Raw genomic sequence first — 20,988 nt, forward strand, 5'->3', positions numbered from 1 at the left:
CTCTGGGAGGGCATTCAATTGGCCGGGCAAATGGAAAAGGAATTCGATTTTGAAGGCAGCATGCACCCCGGCATTGCGCACTTTTTCAGTGGATTTGGTGGTGAAATATTCACCTACTTCCAGGTGCGAAAGGCAGGAAAGATGTACGGACTTTACCAAAACATCAAGCCTTGAAGCGCATCGGAATGCTTCTCGACAACCCCTTTACCGGCGACAATCGCGTGGTAAACCAGGCACGACTGCTTCAACAAAATGGCTTCGAAGTTTTTGTACTTGCCCTGAATTACGGACAGCATTCTCCCATTGAAGACCTTGAAGGTGTGCGAATCCGGCGCGTACCCGTCCCTGAAAAGTGGAAGAATTACATGTTTGCCCTCTACCATTGGCTGCCGCTTTTCAACGCATTCTGGAAAAAGCACGGAGCTGCGTTTATCCGCGAGTTTAATATTGAAGCCATTCATGCCCACGACCTTTACATGGGTGAAGCTGGTGCCGAACTGGCAGCGAAATTCAATCTCCCCCTGGTGATTGACCTGCACGAAAACTACCCGGCAGCGGTTCTCAATTATCAATGGACACATGGATTCCCGGGAAAATGGGTGGCACGTCCACATCGGTGGCAACAACTTGAGGCCTCCATCCTTGCCAAAGCAAAGCGCATCGTGGTTTTGAGCGAGCACCACCGAAAACTGCTTTGCAATAAATACCCGCAACTAAATCGGGAGCACTTTGTGATTTACCCAAACGTGCCTGATCACGAACAGCTATTGAGCTATCCTGTTGGTGCCAACCCGCTTCCTCATCCCGAAAGCAAGTGGTTGTTCTACTTTGGAGTGATAGCCGAGAGACGAGGTGTGTACACAGCGTTGGATGCGTTAAAATTGCTCCGCGCCAAAGGCCATGATGTGCGCCTGCTATTGGCCGGAAACGTCAACAATGCCGAGCGCGAAACCTTTGAACGACGCATTCAAGACCCGGAAATCAATGACTTTTTGCTTCATAAACCGTGGATTGATATTTCAGAATTCCCCACCTACGCCGCGGCCTGTACAGCTGGTCTCTCTCCCATTTTCAGCGGCGCTCAGCACGACATCGGGGTAGCAAATAAGGTGTTTCAATACATGCTGATGGGGTTGCCGGTCATTGCATCGGATTCTGTAGCTCAGGCGGAGATTGTGAGAGAAAGTAGTTGCGGGGTGGTATTTAAGTCAGGAGATGCCAGCGATTTGGCTCGTGCGATTGAAGTGCTTTTGCATGCATCCGATGCTAAACAGAAATGGGGAGCCTCAGGCAACGGGGCTGTTGTGTCAAAGTACAACCTGGTTTCTACGGGAAAAGAGCTGGTGAGCGGCTACTACTCGCTGTAGTCTTATCAGAAGTGCTGATCGAAGGCGAAGTAGCCAGTTCAATCATTTTTGTTTAACTTGCCCAAAATCAGCTACACAGTGCTCAAAGAAACTGCATACACCATCCTTTCGGGCTACCGGGCAATGCGATCCAGGCCCGTGGTAAAAGAACTGCGCAACAGCAACAACCCGGTTTTAGCGAAAATAGGACAAGGCCTCTATGAGGGACTTTACGGAGACACGGTCAAAACCACAAGGGCTCAATTGGCCCCGATAGAAGCACGCCGGCGAGCTTTACTTCAAACCCACGAAACCATAGATGTGATTGATTACGGGGCAGGTAGCAGCAACGAGCAGCGCACCGAGGAACAAATGAAACAAGGTGTGCATAAGAGAGCCGCCATCAGCAATATCTGTAAAGCCAGCAAACCCGAGCGTTGGGCTGCGATTCTACATCATGTTGTTTTGAGCTGTAAACCTGAAAGTGCGGTAGAACTAGGTAGTTGCGTAGGAATTTCAGGTTCTTACATCGCTTCGGCCATGCAAAGCAATGGAAAAGGGTCGCTCACTACATTGGAGGGCTCACCAGAAATTGCACGGATAGCCAGCGAAACGTTCGGTACACTTGCGCTCACGAATGCGAAAGTGGTGGCAGGCCCGTTTCACAGCACGCTTGGCAATGTGCTCGAGGCATCCAAACCCATTGATTTCTTTTTCAATGACGGACACCACGACCGTGATGCTGTCCTTCGCTATTTTGAGCAATCTCTTCCCTACCTCAGTCCCGATGCGGTAGTTGTGATAGACGATATTGCCTGGTCTCCGGGCATGAAAAGTGCATGGCAGAACCTGCGTACACATCAGCAGGTAGCAGCATCGGTTGATTTGGGCAAAATGGGGATATTGGTCATGGGTGAGTCCCAGCCCGGCAAGTCACAATTCAATATGCCGCTCTAAGAAACGGCAGCCAACTCTTTCAGCAAGGAAGCATACCGCTCGGCCAAAGCCCGCCGGGTATATTCTCCAATCACCTCACGATTCATTTGATGACTACTTTCACCCAACAGTATTGTTCTGAGGTAGGCCCGGATTCCCTCCCTATTCTTTCTGTCGCACATTTGTCCGCAACCCGTTTCACGCAACAAACGGCCTGCATCACTTTCCACAGAGCCAAGGCCAAGCACGGGTACCCCACTGGCCAGGTACTCAAAAATTTTACCCGGTAATCGGCCCATCTCGCTGTTGTTCTCATTCAGTACCAGCAACAGTAATCGCGACGTGCGCATACTTTCCACTGCCTCGGCATGCGAAACGTATGGACGATCATCGAGATGTGCAGAAAGCGAAGACTGGCGGATATAACGAAGCGTGCTTGCATCGGTTGGCCCGTAAAGAGCGATGCGCAGCTTTCGGCGAAGGGTAGGATGTTCGTCAACCAGCACAGCCAGCTCGTCCCAAAGCGCAGGCGTGAAACGGTCTGCGCCCAGGGTACCAAAATGCCCGATTACTATTTCGTCGTCTTTCGGGTGCACAGGATTCTCAAAATCCCGCTCGTCAAACCCATTGGTAATCACATCAACTTTCCGACCGGCCAGGGTACTATATCGCTGGGCCATTGTGGGTGTTACTGCAACTACCCGATCAGCCTCGCGGAGCACCTTGAGCTCCAATGCCGCGTGCTTTTTAAGGGCCCGCTCTCCCATTTGAAAGTGCTCTATGTGGTCCATGTCTTTCCAAAAATCCCGGAAGTCAGCTACCCAGAGAATTCCAGTCTTTTGTTTCAGTGCAGCACCCGCAAGGTGCACGCTGTGCGGCGGACCCGTGGTTATCAATACATCGGCAGGATGTTTCTGAAGATAGCGCGAAAGATTTTTCACGAGTGGTTTTACCCAGAATCTGCGCGCGTCGGGAATGATGTAGTTGCCGCGAATATATCCCAGCAACCGCGTGAGCTTGCCCGGTTTTTCACCTTCAATAAAGCCCACGGAGAGCTCTTTTTTGTTTCGCTTTCCGAGCAGCGTTCGCACCGCCCTGAAGGGCTCAAAAACAGGCACCCTGATGACTTCAACACCATCAGGAACTTCTGCCATGAGGCTTTCATCCAGCACGGGGTAATCGGGATTTTCGGGAACGCAAACTACAGCTTCAATGCCATACTCACGCAAAAAACGCGTCATCTTTAACCAACGCTGAACCCCGCCACCGCCCGAAGGAGGCCAGTAGTAGGTGATCAACAGCACGCGGGTCATGCCTCGGACTTCTGTGATTGCCGGCCCCTGAAAACAAGAGCAAGTCCTCCCGCTACCAGCAGCAACATCAGCCACGAACTGATCATGGCAATGCGCGCAGTGGTATGGAACGCCGCCGGCTCAAACCTGAATACAATGGTGTGCTCGCCCGCAGGCACTTTCATGCCGCGCAGCAAATAGTTCACACGAACGTGATCTACAGGCTCGTCATTAAGGTAGGCCTGCCACCCCGCATCGTAGTAAATCTCCGAAAACACCACAAACTGCTCCTGCCCGGAACTGAAGTCGTAGCTCAGTTCGTTGGGCTTGTAGCTGGTAATACTCACCGAGGCAAGGCTGTCGTAGGCAAAGCGTCGGGTTTCGCCCAGGTAGGATTCAAAACGCGCATCCATTACAGCAGAATCCTCGGGATCTAAATCCTGTAGGGCAAGCATTTCCTCGTTGGCATTGGGTACTACCTCAACACCCTGAACAATCCACGCAGCGCCCAGGGCAGAGCGATTGCGAATGGGTGATGCGCCGGGGTTGTAAATCACATATCGCGTGTTAAGCATGTTGAGAATGGGAGAGCGCAACAGGGCAAAATCAAGTTTGGACTGCGTGGGTTCATCCTGCATCACCCGCGTAATGCCCGCCACTTCATCGCGCAGGTAAAAGTCAATCAGCTCTTGAATACGCTGCAATTTGGCACCGTGATAGCCACCCACCGACTTGTGAAAATACGGTGTAACACCATCGTTAAAAGGGTTGTTGATATTGAGCACCCGGAAGTTGCTCATAAAATTGAGCGCCGAGAGTTTGGCGATATTCTTCTCGTCCTCGCTCAAGGCACGTTTGCGAATTCCGGCCTCTTCTTTGGTTTTCTGCACAATACCTTCATGCACCTGTACCATTTCGTCAAAGGAACGGCGCTCAGCGTACGAATCACCCGCCATGCGCAACAATCCCGGCCGATTGGAAACTTCGGCATTGAGCACAGAAAGATCGGCAGCGGTTGCCTGATGCGGAAAGAGATTCTCCCAGGGGTCTTCCCATTGGGTGTACCGACCACGGTCTTTTTCGTTGTTCAGGTAACGCTTGTTCACCGACCACATATCAACCAGCACGAGCACGCCAAGCGCGGCAATCAATGCCGCAGGCTGTAGGGTTTTGCGCATGTACAAAAAGAGCATGGCCGCTGCACCCAGCACAAAGGCAAAGCTTCGCATGGCGTCAGCGCGGAAAATGCCCATTCGCACTTTCTCAAGCTCATCCATAAACTGGCCAATCATGGCCGACTGCCCGCCGGATTGCTGCATCTGCCGCCCAAACTGGTCCACTTCCAAATCGCTTAAAAACGAAAAGAAGGTGCCCGGCGTTAAAACCATCAGCAGCATCAGACCCAGCAAAGCGCCTGAAGTAATGAGGAAGGGTTTCTTTGCGGCCTCCAGCTCTTCGGGGTGTTTCAACCAGCGGTTTACCACCAGAACACCCAGCAGCGGAACAGCCAATCCTGTTACGGAGAGGATTATGGTTACCGCCCTGAACTTATCGTAACCCGGCACAAAGTCGAGAAAGAAATCAGTGAGCGCCATAAAGTTCTTACCCCAGGCAAGCATCACGGTAAGCACTACGGTAGCCAGAATGCCCCAACGCAGTGGTCCTTTTAACATTACCACTCCCAGTATAAACAGGTATATTACAATGGCTCCAAAGTACACGGGGCCTGAAGTAAAGGGCTGATTGCCCCAGTACTGATTGCTTCCGGCGATATTGCTTCTGAACTGAGGGCTCGCTTTTTTCAGGTGTGAGCTTCCTTCGCCAATGGCACCGGTTGCACCGCCTTTTGCGTTGGGTATCAACAACGACCATGTTTCGCCCAAACCGTAACTCCACTGTGTTACGTAATCTCTATCAAGACCGCGGGTTACAATTTCTTCATTGCTTTCGCCTCCGGGCAGAATGGTGAGTTCAGAAGGGCCCCTGGTGGTATGCTTTCCGTACTCCCAGGTGTTGTAGAGACTTGCGAAGTTGCACATCACACCCAGCAGGGCCGCTACTACCAGCAAAGCCGAGGGTTTCAGCCACCCCGCCACATCCTTGTTTTTAAATGCCCGTACTCCCTCGGTCAGGGCATAAAAAATGGCCAGAATACCAAAGTAATAGGTAATCTGAACGTGGTTGGCCTGAATCTGAAGCGCCACAAACAGCGCCGTGAGCGCACCTCCTAAAAGATACTTTCCGCGGTAGGCTAGCACTATACCCGCAAGTGTTGGCGCCATGTATGCAATGGCGTGCGCCTTGGTGTTGTGCCCCGCTTCAATAATGATGAAGTAGTACGACGAGAATGCAAAGGCAATGGAGCCCGCAATGGCCAGCCACGGGTTGACGCGAAAAGCCATCATCAGGATGTAAAAACCAATCATGTACAGCAGCACATAACTCAATGGGCGCGGGGTAAAAAGCTGAAAGGCCTTGTCAACCACCTTCAACACGGCACCGGGATATTGCACGGCAATCTGGTAGGCAGGCATACCGCCAAACATGCTGTTGGTCCAAAGAGGTTCTTCTTCAAACACCGCCCGATGATCGCGAATCTCTTTGGCCATCCCCAGAAAATTCCTGAGGTCACCCTGTTTTAAGCGTTTCCCCTCCAGTACAGGCGAGAAATAAGTCAATCCTACCAGTAAAAATACAAGGAGCGCTGCAACGTGGGGCAACCACTTTTGAATCAATGGGTTCATGGAGTGTTGGTTTATTCTATGATTTCGTAATCCACATCGTCGGCGTCGGGTTTGGGCTTGCGACGCGGTGGTTTTTTGTACTCAATAATGACGTCGCCCTCCCTGTGTTTTTCAGTAGTTTGCCCGCTGTGACGAGCATGTTGCTTACCTCCGGAACGTGGCGATGGCATGAACAACCTCAGCAAGAACCTGAGAACAAGAAAAACCAGTATGGCAATGGCTATTACGCGTAACAATGTGGTGCTTTTGCGCCAAAGGTAAGGGTTTTAACAGCAAGTGACCATTTGAACATGGCCTTAAAGCACCATGCTTTGGGGCAAGGTTTTTCGCCTCGAACCCGGTTGGAAGCCGGGGTGCGTTCAGCTCCTTTCAATCTGCAAACGAGCTATGAATGGGCCGTAAAGTTCTTCTTAGCGACTGAGGTACAGGTTTCGCTCAGAAAAGATCTTGAGGAAAAACGGGTCTCTCAGCGAATCAACAAACTGAATGGCTTCACCGGTAGATTTCATTTCAGGGCCCAGCTCCTTGTTCACCTCGGGGAATTTTTCGTAGGAGAACACCGGAATTTTAATGGCGTAACCACTGCGTTGCGGACTGAAATCAAAGTCTTTTAATTTCTTCTCGCCCAGCATCACCTTGGTTGCGTAATTCACGTAGGGCTCTTTGTAGGCCTTGGCAATAAACGGAACTGTGCGCGATGCACGCGGATTGGCCTCAATGATGTACACAATCTCATCCTTGATGGCGAATTGTATATTGATAAGCCCCACTGTGTTGAGCGCAAGGGCAATTTTGCGTGTATGATCTTCAATTTGCTGCATTACCAGGTCGCCGAGATTGTAGGGCGGCAACACAGCATACGAATCGCCGGAATGAATACCTGCCGGCTCAATGTGCTGCATCACGCCAATGATGTACACATCCTCCCCATCACAAATAGCATCCGCTTCGGCTTCAATCGCTCCTTCTATAAAATGATCCAGAAGAATTTTGTTGTCGGGCATATCGCGCAAAATATCCACCACGTGATGCTCCAGCTCTTCTTCGTTGATGACGATTTTCATTTTCTGGCCTCCTAGCACGTACGATGGACGCACCAGCAAAGGAAATCCCAGGTCGCGGCTCAGCTCAACCGCCTGTTCGGCACTTTCTACCACGCCGAACTTCGGATACGGAATGTTATTGTTTTTCAACACATTCGAAAAACTACCACGGTCTTCGGCCAAATCAAGCGCCTCAAAGCTGGTTCCGATAATCGGCACTCCGTAGCGGTGAAGCTTTTCGGCGAGCTTCAGCGCGGTTTGACCGCCCAACTGCACAATCACCCCCACGGGTTTTTCGTGCAGAATGATATCGTAGATATGCTCCCAGAAAACCGGTTCAAAGTAGAGTTTGTCTGAGGTATCAAAATCCGTAGAAACCGTTTCGGGATTACAATTTATCATGATGGTTTCATAACCGCACTCACGGGCAGCAAGCACACCGTGTACGCAACAGTAGTCAAATTCAATACCTTGCCCGATTCGGTTGGGGCCTGAACCGAGTACCACCACTTTTTTGCGATCGGTAACCACCGATTCATTCTCTTCGTCGAATGTAGAGTAGTAATAGGGTGTTTGTGCCTCAAATTCTGCGGCGCAGGTATCTACCAATTTGTACACCCGGCGCACCTTCATATCATTGCGTTTTTTAAACACCTCACTCTCCAGGCAACGGAGCAGGTGGGCTATCTGACGGTCGGCGTAGCCTTTTTGCTTGGCTTCGAAGAGCACTTCGCGCGGAATGTTTTCAAGTGTATAGCTCCCTATTTTCCTCTCAAGTTGAATCAATTCTTCAATCTGACGCAAAAACCATGGGTCTATTTTGGTTTTCTCAAAAATGGTCTTGAAGGGGATGCCCAGCTTAATGGCATCGTAAATATGAAACAGTCTGTTCCAGCTCGGATGACTCAGGCTCTCGAGTATGGCGTCCTGGTTGGTGAGTTCACGTCCGTCTGCCCCGAGTCCGTTGCGGTTGATTTCCAGCGACTGACAAGCCTTTTGAAGTGCCTCCTGAAAAGTTCTGCCGATACCCATGGCTTCTCCTACCGATTTCATCTGAAGGCCCAGTTCGCGGTTGGCACCTGCAAACTTGTTGAAGTTCCAGCGCGGGATTTTCACAATTACGTAGTCCAGTGTGGGCTCAAAGTAGGCCGAGGTGGTTTTGGTGATCTGATTCTTCAATTCATCCAGGTGGTACCCGATGGCCAGCTTGGCGGCAATCTTGGCAATTGGATACCCGGTGGCTTTGGAGGCCAGGGCGGATGACCGCGATACGCGCGGGTTGATTTCCACCGCAATAATTTCTTCTTTCTCGTCCGGGCTCACTGCAAACTGAACGTTACACCCACCGGCAAAATCCCCAATGGCGCGCATCATTTTGATGGCCATGTTGCGCATGCGCTGGTAGGTGGCATCACTCAGTGTCATGGCGGGGGCAACCGTGATGGAATCGCCTGTATGCACACCCATCGGGTCGAAGTTTTCGATGGAGCAGATAATGATCACATTATCGTTACTATCGCGCAGCAATTCCAGCTCAAACTCTTTCCATCCCAGCAGGGCCTTGTCAATCATCACCTCGTGGATGGGCGAAAGATGCAAGCCACGATCGAGCAGTTTGTCAAAATCTTCCTGTTTGTGCACCACCGAGGCTCCTGCACCACCCAATGTATAGGAAGCCCTGATACAAAGCGGAAAGCCAAATTTCTGCGCCACTTCCTTGCCTTCAAGAAAAGACTTGGCGGTGGCCTGAGGAGCCATCCCAACACCGATAGATTCCATCAACTTTCTGAATGCCTCGCGGTTTTCGGTAATTTCAATGGCATCGATGTTCACGCCAATCATCCGCACGTTATGATCTTCCCAAAGCCCGAGTTCCTGACACTTAATGCACAGATTCAATGCGGTTTGCCCCCCCATGGTGGGCAATACAGCATCAATATCAGGATGGTTGGTGAGAATTTTTGCAATGGACGCGGGCTCCAGCGGTTCCAGGTACACATTGTCTGCTGTAAGTGGATCGGTCATGATGGTAGCCGGATTGGAGTTAATCAGCGTTACCTTGATACCTTCCTCTCGCAGTGAGCGCGAAGCCTGGGATCCGGAGTAGTCAAATTCACAAGCCTGACCGATTACAATCGGACCGCTACCAATGATCAATACGTGCTTAATACCAGCGTCTTTAGGCATAATTCGGGGTGGGGTTTGGTACGTAAAAAAGGGAAAGGAAATCCGAAGTAGGAAGCTGAGTACAGCGGTTGTTTTGTCCGATTTCCATCGGGCTGCAAAGTTAAGTTACACACGGGAGTTGACGGTCTTTTTGCAGAAGTTTTTGCGTTGAGTTTTTAACACCTTGTTGAGAAACCTCCCGCAGAAATGAGCAAAAAACGCATACCCGCCGTATTTTTAGTAACTTGACCTGCCAATTACCGACTACATCTCCTCTCAACCATGAAACACTACCGTGGCAGAAATCACATGAATACAAAAACCTTTGTGGTACTTGTTAGCCTCATGGGATTGTTTTTTACGATAGCCGCGCATGCGCAAAAAGGCGAATGGTACACAGGCATTCACGCCAATGCCGGCGTCAACCCTGCCATACCTCCTGACTTTGCAGGAACGTGGAGCGCTGCCGGAGGCCTGTTTGTTCAGCACCAGTTATCAGACTATTTCGGACTGATGTTCAGCCCTGCGTTCAGATACACTGCAACTTACCTTTCCGGGTCTTGTGGCTTTATAATAATTGCCTCACATCCATGCAGCCTACAGCGAAATGTACTGGAACTTCCACTTGCCCTGACATTTCGGCTTCCTCGAGACCCTTCTAATCAATGGCAGGCGTACTTACTTTTGGGGTATTCGCCGGAGGTGAATCTATTTGACCGTGGTAGCTACGTCTTTGGTGGCGGTAGGCCAGATACACATATCCCCAATTTTTACCTGGCAGCCCATAACATGCTTTTCGGTTTTGAGTTTAGGGTGCGACTTGGTGAAAAAGCCGGTTGCACCATGGGTATGCACTATACCGCTCCTTTTCTCACACACCACTCTTATATTGGTAGAACGCAGAATTCCCATTACGAGTTTTCGATGCTGGCCGTCCACCTAAGGTTTGGAGGATTGTTCGGTAAATAAACTGAATCGCAAAATGAAGATTCGGATTTGAAATCACCTTCCGAAAACCACTAATCCCCAACTGCCAAATCATTCGCCTCCATCCACCTCAACACCGAGTAGGCGCGCCAAAATTCACTCAGGTGCGCGGGCGACTGAACAGGGCGTGCAGCCAACTGACGAAAGTAATCGGCGTTGAGCTCCGCAGGAAAATCACACTGACCTAAATAGCCCTGAATATGGGGAGCGAGCAGTTCTTTCCACTGCATCTGCGGGGTTACGAAGCCTTTCTTGTCGGTACGCCAGGTCACAGCATCGGGTACCTTTCCGTTCAGGTAATGGCGCACGGGGTACTTGGTCCAACCTTCAAACATCTTTTCCTCTTCCGGGAGGGCAATACTTCGGGCCACGAGGTGATGATCCAGAAACGGCACCCTGCTTTCAATGCCAAAAGCCATGGAGTTGCGGTCTTCGTAGCGCAGCAACTCGTACAAACCGTAGCGCATGCTGCGCAGCGAATGGGCTGTAAAATCCCGCCCACCGCGATCGGGCTCAGCCATGTTCCACTGCTTGCGCCACGCGGGGGCAATGAGGTGACTGCCTACGCGTTGTTGGCGGCGGATGCGACGCTGCATGTTTTCAGGCAGGTGATAGTACGCCGCGCGCCCAATGGTTTTCAGCATTTTGGGAGTGAGTCTGTTTCGAAGCCATGCGTATTCACGGCGAAAGGTTTTGAAGCGGCCGCGCTTGAGCAAACCGAGCAACCGCAAACCGGCAAATTGCAGGTAACCGCCCAGCACTTCGTCGGCACCCTGACCATCCAGCAACACCTTAACCCCCGATTTTCCGGCTTGCTTCATGACCTCCCATTGCGCAAAAACCGAGGTAGAGCCGATGGGTAAATCCTGGTGGTAAATCATTTGGTCGAGGTCGGCAAGCAATCCTTCGGCCGTGGGTAACACCTCTACGGACTGAACCACGGGAAAGGAATCGCATACCATTCGCGCATAGCGGCCTTCATCTTCGGTATAGCCCGGAAAAACCGCCGTAAACGCCCGCATGGAATTCAACTCAGGAATTTTTGCGGAGGCAGCAACAATAGCCGAAGAATCGAGCCCTCCACTCAGGCAAGTCCCCACCTCTACGTCGGCGCCCATGTGCAAACGAACACTTTCTTCGAGCCATGCACCAAAATCAGCGGCCGTGCCCGGATTGCGCGCACAGAGCTCCACTTCATGTTCCAGGTTGTAATACGGTTCAATAACTGTTTGAAGATCTGCCAGCCCAACCTTTACATGGGTTCCGGGTGCAACAGCTTTCAGGGACGCATAGGGCTCTTCATAGGGTTCGTACATTGCCCCGAGAGCAAGATATTCGAACAATCTGTTGCGCTTGATAACCCGCGGTAGCAACCCCGCTGCGAGTAAGGCCTTGATTTCGCTGGCAAACGAGAATTTTCCGCCGTAGTCTGTATAGTACAGCGGCTTGATTCCAAAGCGATCGCGCGAAAGCAGCAAGGTTTGGTTTTCCAGATTGAGCCAGGCAAAGGCCCACATCCCTCTGAAACGAATCACAGCATCCTCACCCCACTCCGTCAGTGCATGAAGCACCACTTCGGTATCGCACTTTGAAGTAAAGTGATGGCCTTTTTCCTGGAGCAGACCTCGGAGCACCTCATAGTTGTAGATCTCACCATTGTACACCAGCGCGTGTTTGCCATCCGCAGATAGCAAGGGTTGATGGCCGGCTACGCTCAAATCAAGAATAGACAATCGCCGGTGAGCAAGGACACAACGGGTGCTTTCCATTTCTTCAATGGCCGGAAGACCCGAAAGCGCTTGGTGGGTATCGCCCCCTTTGCACCCAACCAATTGGTTATCCGCTGTTAGCAGGGTATAACCCTCGTCATCAGGGCCTCGGTGACGAATGGCATTGGCCATGGCAACAACCAGTTCACTGCGCACTCCTTGCGGTGCAACAATTCCAGCTATACCACACATGGGCTGAGCAGTGATTGATACAAACCTTTCATTTTCATTCCAAAAGCCTCATTCCCAAAGCGCGAAACGGTTGTTGCCCTGAGTTCTTCAGGGCGATATTGGTCAAGGGAATCCGCCATTTTCAACATAGCAGCAGCAATGGCTTCCACATCAAGAGGATCCACCTGCAACCCTGCCTTTGCAGGCACCCATTCTTTGAGGGCGGTGGTGTTGGAAGTGATAACAGGAATGCCTGCACACAGGGCTTCATGGGGAACGAGTCCGAATGTTTCGTGCTCTGATGGAAATACCAAAAAGTCGGAAGTAGCCATGGTTTGAGCCAGTTTTTCGCGTCCCATTTTACCGAGCATTCTCACCTTTTTCTCCAGGCCATGTTGTGAAATGTACCGTTCCATGGCAGCCATCTCGCGACCTTTTCCGACCACCAAAAGCTGCCAACCCTCGAGCGAAACTGAGGCTTTATGGAACGCCTTGAGCGTGCGCAGACCTCCTTTGTTCTCATCCAGTCTGCTCACAAAGAGCATTTTTTTGGACATGGTCTTGTTCTTCGCAGGCTTGAACAATTCATCATTCACCGGGTTTCCTGAAACCTCTATGCGTTTGGGGGTAAATCCGGAATGCAGGATGTCATTTTGCAGATCTGCGCTTACCGCCAGGGTGAGGTCTGCTCTTTCAATAGATCGCTTTGCCATACGGGCGTAAAAGGGGTTATTTGCAATACTGCTGAAAGGACCGGTGTGCACCGAAAGCACCACGGGAATGTTCCAGTGCTTACCCAACTGCACCGCAAGATTTCCGTGTAAAAGCGGACCATGCGCATGAATCAAGTCAAAAGGCCCCATCTTTTTGGCCACTTTCAGCGCCCGCGAGAACCACTGCACATAGAATAAACGCTTCAGAAAACGCGGCTGGTCGCGCAAGAGGGCAAAGTAGCGAATGCTAAATCCTCGGGGGTCGCGAATAAGCTCAGCGTCTGTTTGCCCCACCAGCCTCGGATAAAACACGCTCACATCGCAAAACAATTGTACGGCTTTGATGTAATCAGGCATGTAAAGTCCCGCGTGGTCATTGTCGTTCAAGGGAAACAGTTCCGGAATAACGAGCAGTTTTATGTGGCTGTTTTCACTCAAAATATCCTGCTTTGCGGTTGCGTTTCCATTCTGCTTTTCACCAATTTGGCCGGATTTCCGGCATAGATTCCATAGGGCTCAAGCGGCGTGTGGACGGTAATCACAGCGTTGGCCCCCACAAACGCGCCTTTGGGAAGCCTCGCCCCCTGAAGCAATACTGCCCCCGCTCCTACTCCGGTATCCTCCTCAAGCACCACAGGCGAACCCGATGAAGCTTGCAGGCGGTATAGCTCATCTGCATGCATTCCGTGAAAATTGTCACGAATACTGACCCGCTCCGCAATACCCGACCACTTGTGCATGGAGATGGAATGCGCCGAGCTGAGTGTGCAATAGTCGCCAATCAGCGCATGGTCATCCAGTTGCAAACTGCCGGTTTCGGTAATTTCAAGCACCACTCCTTTGCCAAGACTCACGTGGTGACCAATGCGGATGTTTCCTTTTGGAACGCAACGCATCACCGGCCAACCGAGGCAACGCAGCTTTTTACCCACCTGGCAACCGTGCATGCGCAGGTAGAGCCCGAACAAACTTCCTCGAAACAGAGCCAAAGCATTACGCGCCAAAGTCTCCATGGTTGGGGGTCCAGTTTCGTTGCATTCGTTTTTCAATGAGCGGCATGGTGCCGGTGAGTCGGGCTAAGGTAAGGATTGCCTTGAGCTTACTCACTTTTCGTTTGCAAAGCTGCCACTCCTTCACCAATTCATCGGCATATCCGGTTTGATGCCGGCGCATGATGTCAACGCCTTCTTCGTAAGAGGTGCAATTGAGGGTAGAAGCACCTCCCACCCTAAAAATGGCCAGTACTTCATCCACATGCTGAAAACGGCAATTTGCAAGAAACATTCGCAGCAAGAGGTCGTAATCTGCGCTGAAACGGTAACGCTCGTCGTACATACCCAGGGTATCGGAAAGGTTTCGTCGCCAAAACGTTGCGGGGTGAAATACGCCCATGGTTTGCAACATTTTTTCATGATTCGGCTTTTCGATGCGGTGAAACCAGCGGTCATTCAGCAGTCGCTCCTTGCGAAGATTGCCGTAAATCACATCTACCTCCTCATGGGCAGCCGCGCGCACGTTTTGCAAGGTGTTTGGCAGGTACACGTCGTCGGCATTGAGGAAGGAAATCCACGTTCCGCGAGCCATGCCCCAGCCCTTGTTCATTGCGTTGTAGATGCCCGTATCGGGCTCACTTACAAATCGCAGGTGAGGCAAGTGGAGCGTAGCCAGCCATTGGGCGGTGCCGTCGGTAGATGCCCCGTCAACCACAATGTGCTCGGTGGCCTCGTCTGCTTGTGAAGCAACACTTTCTACGCACATCTTCAGCGTATCCAAGGCATTGAAGCACACCGTTACAATGGAGTTCTCAATGTGCATCACCCTGAAGCTTTTGTTTCTGAATGGCTTCCTCCAATTGCTGCACAAGAACGGGCCAGGTGAAATGGCGGCGGGCATAGGCCATGGCTTCATCTCTCAGCAGGTCCACTTCTTCCGGGCGATCAATAATGGCCTGAAGCGCAGCCAGCAACGCATCGTCGTTGTTTACAGGCAGGGCTTTACCAAATCTGCTCTGGTTGCTGATTTCGTTGAAACTGCTCATGCCATCGGTGCCAAGGAGGTAGTTGCCGAAATAAAGACCTTCTACCAGCGCAATCCCAAAGGATTCATGCCGGGAGGTTAAACAAGTAACACGCGACTTTCGGTACCATTCGTACACCTCTTTCCGATCGGTAACCGGCCCTACAAACTCAACCGAATGGCGCAAATGCGGAAACTCCTGAAAAAACGCTGCCACTTTAGGCGCAAAACGCTGCACTACAGGGCCCACAAAAGCAATTTTCCAGTTTCCGAGACGCAAGCGCGGAATCACGCGCAGCAACACTTCATGGTTTTTAATGCCCTCCCCTATTCTTGACATGATGAGGATGAGCGGCTCTTTTTCCGCCGGCGTGCTGAACAGTCCTTCAATGAAGGCACTGTTTACGCCATTGGGCAGGTAGATAATTTTGTTCTTACAGGCAGGATAGCGACGTTTCATCAACTCCAGCCCTTGCCGGTTTTCGACCGAGAACAAATCGGTGTTCCGGATAAACTTCTTTTCCCACCATCGCAATACGGCATTCTTGAAAACATTGATGGAGTGCTGTTTACGCCCAGCAACAAGAAACTCGTTGTACAAATCGAGCTTGCAGTACAAAAAACCTTTGGGGTTGAGTTTTTTGTAGAGGTTGCCGTAGTACATGGTGTCGCGGTCGAGATGGTAGAGATTGAGAACGTCAATCTCCGCAGCGTGTTTTTCGAGGTAATGAATCACCGCGTTTTCCAGGAAATAACGCTTGCCCGCTTTGTTGAGGAAGACGAGTTCCAAACCTTTGGCTTCGGTATCGAGGGCGGGATAATCATGGTCGTTATTGTAAGCTACCAGTTGTGAATGGTACCCGTGAAAGCGGTGCATGGCAGCTGGAATTTGCCCCACATCTTTGGTGAGATGGGTATTGCCGGCAGGCGGAAAAAGCGTTACGAAAGTTTTCGCCATCAGTATTCCACCATGAATTCTTGTTTACCCGTCCATTTGAGCAATTTACGCTCTGCATTCCGCAACACCATTTTGAGCGGATGCCGTTGCATGCTGTTGCCGTGCGAACCTGATACACCGCGGTAATCCGGATTCTGACCAAAGAGCTCAACCTGAAAATCCGGTAATCCGGCCAGTTTGTGGTACAGCACATGCTCGATAAAAACGCCCTCATCGTCGTGTGCCTCGCGGTAGCAACCGAGGAGATGTTGCCGGTAGAAATCGGTTCGGCAGTGAAAAAAACCGGTAATGGCAACCTTCATTTTGCGGTGACGGTCAACACGTATTCCCGCAGGAACGCTCTGCATCAAAACCTCCGCATTGCGCACCACGTAGCGACCGGTTACTTTGGCAAAACTCTCGTAGTTTCCTGATATAGACTCCACCACCTCATCAAGCATTTCAAACTCCTGGTACCCCTTTCCACGCTCCGGGTGGAGAGAGGGCTCCACGGACAAAAACCTGACCCTTCCGGTTTTTTGCCACGCATGCATCATCTCAGAATCGGCGGGTTCAAAACCACTGTTTTCGGCAAAGATGATGTCCACAGGAAGTGAAACGTAGTGAAAAAGTGCCTTTTCATAAGCTGCGAGTCTCACCCTGGCATCCTGCTCGGCCACATGGGGTCCGCGGGGATTGACGGTTGCGGTAATAATGAGACAGGTGCTTTTCACCTCTCAAAAATGGGGTTTTTCGGTGGAACGACGTGAATCAGAAAAATGAAGTCTGCACGCATTCAGAACCTGGCAGTATGCTTATACAAGCGCGGTCAGATCGGAAACCCCCGGTGTGCGCTGCCCGATGAATCCCTCGCCAAACTCTACTCCGATGTTTCGGCCCAGCTCGCGGGCCCGCCCTTCGAGAAATTCCATGAACTCCCGCGAAGAGATGGGTGTGTTGGGTTCGGTACTTTCCGGACTGTAAAATTGACTTTTAAAGGCTCGAATGGCTTCCATTTTTCGCGAAAAATGCGGGGTGATATCCACTATAAAATCGGGGCGCAGGTAGCGATCCTGAATGTAGTGATAGACTACCCTTGGACGAAAATGTTCTTGCTCTGCTCCGCTCCAAACTGTTTTGATTTTTCGAAGCCCGGCAAAGTAGGCCGCATCGGCAACAAGTTTGGCTGCACGGCCGTGGTCGGGGTGACGGTCTTCGGGTGCATTGGCGAGCACAATGTTGGGTCGGTATCGCCGAATGATTTTAATCACGGCCTCGCGGTGCTGTGCGTCGTTCTCAAAGAAACCGTCCTGCATTCCGAGATTTTCGCGCATGGCCAATCCGAGAATAGATGAAGATGCTGCGGCTTCCTCCTCGCGATCGGCAATGGTACCCCGGCTGCCCAGTTGCCCGCGGGTGAGGTCTGCAATGCCCACCTTTTTACCCTGGGAAACAAGCAGCGCAATGGTGCCGCCCGCAGCGAGCTCTACATCATCGGGATGTGCACCAAAAGCCAGTACATCCAGTTGACCAGGCATCAGCGCGCTTTGGAGATGGAACTTAAATCGTTCTCAATAAACCCCTGCTTTTTGCCGTGCAGGGCCTCGGTTTCCTGGTAGTAAAGCAAGGCACCCGTGGCAGCGTCGAAGATGGATTTGTAGCAATACATCTCACGGCGCTCACCGCTGAGCACTACATCTGCAACGGCAACATCTTTCTCTTCCAGAACCGCGTCATTGATGGCATCTTGTGATACCATTTTGATTTCGCCGCGGTAAATCTCGTTTCGTTTTTCGGGGGTCATGGTGGCGTCAAAATCTGTTTCGAGGGCCATCAGCGGCAATTCCTCTTTGAGGCGATAGGTTTTGGAGCTGATGATGCGTTGTGCAAAAGTGCGGTCTTTGGCTTCACCTGCCTCAACGGCCTTCACATAGGAATGGATGTTCTTGACGTAGAGATGTACCATGGGCGCCCCATCGCGACTGATTTTCTTTTTGTCAACAATCAACTGCTTCAATGCTTGTGGTTGCTCTTTCTTGTTTTTGCTACCGATGGCGAGGGTAAGCATATCAACCTGTCGGCCATTCACCTCACCCTCGGCGAGGTAGAGAAAGCTGTAATCAGGATTTCCCTTCAGTGATTCAAAACCTGCCTCGTCAATAAACTCAAAGTTGGAGAGCTTCCAGTTCTGCTCAACCGCCTGCTTGAGCTGCACCTGATAGGCTTCGGATCCACTCATGACTGCTGCAAGCGTGGTTTTGGCAAGTTTGGCAGGGATGTCGGTTCCGTAAAATTCAACCTGGGCAGTAGCCGAAAGCAAGCAGCCCAACGAGAGGGTAAAAACAAGTAAGCGCTTCATGATTTTCTTGAGATTTGACGGTAAAGGTAGGGCTTCGGGGGCTCAAAAGGCCATTAGTTGGGCGTACAATTTATGAACAGGCAATCCCATTACGTTGAAGTACGAACCTTCAATGCGCTCAACACCCACGTAACCCATCCATTCCTGCGCGCCATAGCTTCCCGCTTTGTCGTAAGGCCGGTAGTTTTCCACATAGTAGGAAATCTCATCGTCTTTCAGATGCCGGAAAAAAACCCGGGTTTCGTCGTAAAAGAGTTGTTGCTTCTGAGCCGTCATCAGGCATACGCCGGTAAATACTTTGTGCATTTTTCCCGACAAAGTACGAAGCATGCCGTGGGCTTCTTCTGCATCCGAAGGTTTGTTCAGCACTTTATCACCCAGGCAGACAATGGTATCAGCCGTAATTATGAGTTCATCACTTTTCAGTGTATCGCGCATGGCATGCGCCTTTACCTCCGCGAGAAAAAGGGCAATTTCTTCGTTGACCAGTTCGGAGCTGAACGATTCATCCGTATCGCGCGTGCGGATTTCGAACTCCAGCCCCAGACCGCGCAGGAGTTCATGGCGACGCGGGGATTTGGAAGCGAGGACAAAATGGTACGGGAGCTGATGTATCATCACTACACCACCCAAAAATTAAACACCAGCGCATAACACAATCCCGTGGCCATGGCAATTTTGGTCCATGTAAAGGCTTTTACAAAGCCTTGCCGGTCTTGCGCGCGAAGTGTAAGCCACTGCGAAACGGCCAGCGGAATACCCACTGCAATGGCTGCGTATAAAATGGATTTTTGATCCGCAAGCAGGTAAAAGGCCACCATCATCACCACTACCACAGCCGCCCCTAGCAAAACCAGCACGATAAGCTGGGTTCGACGTACACCCAGCACAATGGGCAGGGTTCGGCAGCCCACCTGGCTGTCGCCGCGAACATCGGCCAGATCTTTTTGTATTTCGCGAATCAATGTGAGCAGGAAAGCAAATCCCGCGAAACCGAGGATGAAATAAAAAAGCAGCTTGAAAAACGATGTAGGGTCTTGCTCGGGATAATGGGTTTGGAAATAAGCTGCCACATCGTGTCCGTACATTTCCATTATAAGCGGAATTTCAAACACCCCCACCGTGAGCGGAATAAGGGCAGCAAGCAAAGCAATGATGATGTTTCCAATCAGAAATTCGCGTTTAAAAATCACCGAATAGAACCACAACGAACCCGAAGCAAAAAGATGAATAATGACCAATTGCCAGATGCCGACTTTCCACGCCAGGTAACCACCCAACAGAATTCCCACAACGTTGAAAACCACATGTGTTGCCATCGCCACACGGCGTTTGACGTACCGGCCCACCAGCACGCGCCCGGGTTTGTTGATGCGGTCGGCCCGCACGTCGAAATAATCGTTGATGATGTTGCCCCCGGCTGCAATCAGCAAGATGGAAAGCACCAGCAGCGCAAAGTCTGGTTCAGTCATTTGCACTGCCATTTCATTGGGTTTCAGCATAGGTGCCAGCACAAATACACGCATGAAATACATGGTGGCCACCAGGATGAGCAGGTTGAGCGGACGCAGGAGCTTAATAAAGTGCCACATATTGGTGGTGTTAGGGGCGCTAAATTAAGGTAAAAATGCGTCGGTCAGATTTCTCTGAAATACGCTTTTAAAGCCGTGCAGCGCATAAAAAAAGAGCAACTTCGTTCAAAATTGCTCTTTAAATTTCCAGATTGAACTGATTTCTATGAAGTAGTTGCCGTGGCTTCTGCGTAGCGGCGACTTACTTCTTCCCAGTTTACCACATTCCAGATGGCGTCGAGGTAATCTCCGCGCTTGTTCTGGTACTTAAGGTAATAGGCGTGCTCCCATACATCAATGCCAAAAATCGGTGTTCCGCGTTCTTCGGCTACATCCATCAGTGGATTGTCCTGGTTGGGTGTAGAGGTGATGGCCAGCTTGCCTTCAGCATTCACAATGAGCCAGGCCCATCCTGAACCAAAACGCGTGGCACCGGCTTTTGACAAGGCGCTTTTCATTTGGTCCATACCGCCCAATTGCTCATTGATGGCAGCCAGAAGCTCCTCAGATGGATCGGAGGCATCAGGCGAAAGAACAGACCAAAACAAATCGTGATTGTAATGGCCGCCGCCATTGTTTCGAACGGCTGTTGAGTAGGTAGAAACTTTTGCAAGTATGTCATTGAGAGGTGTGAGTGTATCACCTGCCTCCCGCAGCGCCTTGTTGAGATTGTTGATATAGCCCATGTGATGACGGGTATAGTGAATCTCCATGGTTTGCGCGTCGATATGAGGCTCCAGTGCATTGAAAGCGTAAGGAAGGTCGCTTTGCTCAAAAGGTGCGCCGGTGGGTTGTTGAGCTACTGTTTCACAGCCAGCAAGAACAAGGCCGATAAAACAGCCCATAATGATGTGTTGAAGTTTCATGTTTTTGGTTTTATCAAGGTTTACAAGTGAAAGGTCGTTGTTGTTCACAAAACTAATGAGAATTGTAACAAC

Annotated in this window: 19 protein-coding genes; 5 read left to right on the forward strand and 14 right to left on the reverse strand. The window is 51.0% G+C overall.

All coding sequences use genetic code 11. The features are described from left to right. From EA392_02970 to EA392_02980, 3 genes are all read left to right on the forward strand, one after another. A partial coding sequence (locus EA392_02970) for a methicillin resistance protein (protein TVR40814.1) occupies window positions 1–174 on the forward strand: 174 nt, incomplete at its 5' end. After that, entirely contained in the window at window positions 171–1,367 is a 1,197-nt protein-coding gene (locus EA392_02975; protein TVR40815.1) for a glycosyltransferase, read from the forward strand. The genes EA392_02970 and EA392_02975, both read left to right, overlap by 4 nt. 57 nt (window positions 1,368–1,424) lie before the next feature. Further along, window positions 1,425–2,303, forward strand: coding sequence for a class I SAM-dependent methyltransferase (locus EA392_02980; GenBank protein TVR40816.1), 879 nt, complete (start codon window positions 1,425–1,427; stop codon window positions 2,301–2,303). Here the strand turns inward: EA392_02980 and EA392_02985 are convergent. Both EA392_02985 and EA392_02990 read right to left on the reverse strand, forming a co-directional pair. Next, the gene (locus EA392_02985; protein ID TVR40817.1) at window positions 2,300–3,595 is read right to left on the reverse strand and encodes a hypothetical protein; all 1,296 of its coding nucleotides are present in this window, start codon (window positions 3,593–3,595) and stop codon (window positions 2,300–2,302) included. The two genes, EA392_02980 and EA392_02985, sit on opposite strands and share 4 nt — an antisense overlap. Next, window positions 3,592–6,318 carry a hypothetical protein gene (locus EA392_02990; GenBank protein TVR40818.1) on the reverse strand — a complete coding sequence of 909 codons (2,727 nt, stop codon included), beginning with the start codon at window positions 6,316–6,318 and terminating at the stop codon, window positions 3,592–3,594. Before EA392_02990 ends, EA392_02985 begins: the two co-directional genes overlap by 4 nt. Between EA392_02990 and EA392_02995 the strand changes: the two genes are divergently transcribed. Further along, on the forward strand, window positions 6,309–6,551 hold the full coding sequence (locus EA392_02995; protein ID TVR40819.1) for a hypothetical protein: 243 nt from the start codon (window positions 6,309–6,311) through the stop codon (window positions 6,549–6,551). The two genes, EA392_02990 and EA392_02995, sit on opposite strands and share 10 nt — an antisense overlap. Window positions 6,552–6,728: 177 nt before the next feature. On the opposite strand, the gene EA392_03000 is transcribed toward EA392_02995, so the two are convergent. Beyond that, the gene (locus EA392_03000) at window positions 6,729–9,548 is read right to left on the reverse strand and encodes a carbamoyl-phosphate synthase large subunit (protein ID TVR40820.1); all 2,820 of its coding nucleotides are present in this window, start codon (window positions 9,546–9,548) and stop codon (window positions 6,729–6,731) included. A 324-nt stretch (window positions 9,549–9,872) separates the two neighbouring features. On the opposite strand from EA392_03000, the gene EA392_03005 reads away from it, so the two are divergent. Then, on the forward strand, window positions 9,873–10,496 hold the full coding sequence (locus tag EA392_03005; GenBank protein ID TVR40821.1) for a hypothetical protein: 624 nt from the start codon (window positions 9,873–9,875) through the stop codon (window positions 10,494–10,496). A 50-nt stretch (window positions 10,497–10,546) separates the two neighbouring features. Here EA392_03005 and asnB read toward each other — a convergent pair whose 3' ends face one another. From asnB to EA392_03060, 11 genes are all read right to left on the reverse strand, one after another. Further along, window positions 10,547–12,475, reverse strand: coding sequence for an asparagine synthase (glutamine-hydrolyzing) (gene asnB / locus EA392_03010; GenBank protein TVR40822.1), 1,929 nt, complete (start codon window positions 12,473–12,475; stop codon window positions 10,547–10,549). Further along, window positions 12,463–13,605, reverse strand: a complete 1,143-nt coding sequence (locus EA392_03015) for a glycosyltransferase family 4 protein (GenBank protein TVR40823.1) — start codon at window positions 13,603–13,605, stop codon at window positions 12,463–12,465. The genes asnB and EA392_03015 overlap by 13 nt, the downstream gene beginning before the upstream one ends. Then, window positions 13,602–14,135, reverse strand: coding sequence for an acyltransferase (locus EA392_03020; GenBank protein TVR40824.1), 534 nt, complete (start codon window positions 14,133–14,135; stop codon window positions 13,602–13,604). Before EA392_03020 ends, EA392_03015 begins: the two co-directional genes overlap by 4 nt. A 25-nt stretch (window positions 14,136–14,160) precedes the next feature. Next, window positions 14,161–15,075, reverse strand: a complete 915-nt coding sequence (locus EA392_03025; protein ID TVR40825.1) for a glycosyltransferase — start codon at window positions 15,073–15,075, stop codon at window positions 14,161–14,163. Next, window positions 14,972–16,141: a glycosyltransferase gene (locus EA392_03030; protein TVR40826.1), complete on the reverse strand. Its 1,170-nt coding sequence runs from the start codon at window positions 16,139–16,141 to the stop codon at window positions 14,972–14,974. Before EA392_03030 ends, EA392_03025 begins: the two co-directional genes overlap by 104 nt. Beyond that, the gene (locus EA392_03035) at window positions 16,141–16,854 is read right to left on the reverse strand and encodes a hypothetical protein (protein TVR40827.1); all 714 of its coding nucleotides are present in this window, start codon (window positions 16,852–16,854) and stop codon (window positions 16,141–16,143) included. Before EA392_03035 ends, EA392_03030 begins: the two co-directional genes overlap by 1 nt. Before the next feature lie 81 nt (window positions 16,855–16,935). Beyond that, window positions 16,936–17,658 (reverse strand): bacillithiol biosynthesis deacetylase BshB1, encoded by a 723-nt coding sequence (gene bshB1, locus EA392_03040; protein TVR40828.1) that lies wholly within the window; start codon window positions 17,656–17,658, stop codon window positions 16,936–16,938. Beyond that, window positions 17,658–18,479, reverse strand: coding sequence for a hypothetical protein (locus EA392_03045; protein ID TVR40829.1), 822 nt, complete (start codon window positions 18,477–18,479; stop codon window positions 17,658–17,660). Before EA392_03045 ends, bshB1 begins: the two co-directional genes overlap by 1 nt. Before the next feature lie 42 nt (window positions 18,480–18,521). Further along, on the reverse strand, window positions 18,522–19,097 hold the full coding sequence (gene maf / locus EA392_03050) for a septum formation protein Maf (protein ID TVR40830.1): 576 nt from the start codon (window positions 19,095–19,097) through the stop codon (window positions 18,522–18,524). Window positions 19,098–19,099: 2 nt separating this feature from the next. Then, entirely contained in the window at window positions 19,100–20,071 is a 972-nt protein-coding gene (locus EA392_03055; GenBank protein ID TVR40831.1) for a hypothetical protein, read from the reverse strand. Window positions 20,072–20,214: 143 nt separating this feature from the next. Then, window positions 20,215–20,916 (reverse strand): superoxide dismutase, encoded by a 702-nt coding sequence (locus EA392_03060; GenBank protein ID TVR40832.1) that lies wholly within the window; start codon window positions 20,914–20,916, stop codon window positions 20,215–20,217. Window positions 20,917–20,988 lie beyond the last annotated feature (72 nt).

Source organism: Cryomorphaceae bacterium, from assembly GCA_007695365.1.
GTDB lineage: Bacteria > Bacteroidota > Bacteroidia > Flavobacteriales_D > SKUL01 > SKUL01.

Bases quoted from the DNA above. Each gene is read 5' to 3' on its own strand.
- maf (TVR40830.1), bottom strand. From the start codon at position 19,097: ATGATACATCAGCTCCCGTACCATTTTGTCCTCGCTTCCAAATCCCCG.
- EA392_03060 (TVR40832.1), bottom strand. From the start codon at position 20,916: ATGAAACTTCAACACATCATTATGGGCTGTTTTATCGGCCTTGTTCTT.
- bshB1 (TVR40828.1), bottom strand. From the start codon at position 17,658: ATGCCTGGTCAACTGGATGTACTGGCTTTTGGTGCACATCCCGATGAT.
- EA392_03055 (TVR40831.1), bottom strand. From the start codon at position 20,071: ATGTGGCACTTTATTAAGCTCCTGCGTCCGCTCAACCTGCTCATCCTG.
- EA392_03045 (TVR40829.1), bottom strand. From the start codon at position 18,479: ATGAAGCGCTTACTTGTTTTTACCCTCTCGTTGGGCTGCTTGCTTTCG.
- EA392_03025 (TVR40825.1), bottom strand. From the start codon at position 15,075: ATGAAGCCATGGCCTATGCCCGCCGCCATTTCACCTGGCCCGTTCTTG.
- EA392_03005 (TVR40821.1), top strand. From the start codon at position 9,873: ATGGGATTGTTTTTTACGATAGCCGCGCATGCGCAAAAAGGCGAATGG.
- EA392_03030 (TVR40826.1), bottom strand. From the start codon at position 16,141: ATGGCGAAAACTTTCGTAACGCTTTTTCCGCCTGCCGGCAATACCCAT.
- EA392_03000 (TVR40820.1), bottom strand. From the start codon at position 9,548: ATGCCTAAAGACGCTGGTATTAAGCACGTATTGATCATTGGTAGCGGT.
- EA392_02985 (TVR40817.1), bottom strand. From the start codon at position 3,595: ATGACCCGCGTGCTGTTGATCACCTACTACTGGCCTCCTTCGGGCGGT.
- EA392_02990 (TVR40818.1), bottom strand. From the start codon at position 6,318: ATGAACCCATTGATTCAAAAGTGGTTGCCCCACGTTGCAGCGCTCCTT.
- EA392_02995 (TVR40819.1), top strand. From the start codon at position 6,309: ATGGGTTCATGGAGTGTTGGTTTATTCTATGATTTCGTAATCCACATC.
- asnB (TVR40822.1), bottom strand. From the start codon at position 12,475: ATGTGTGGTATAGCTGGAATTGTTGCACCGCAAGGAGTGCGCAGTGAA.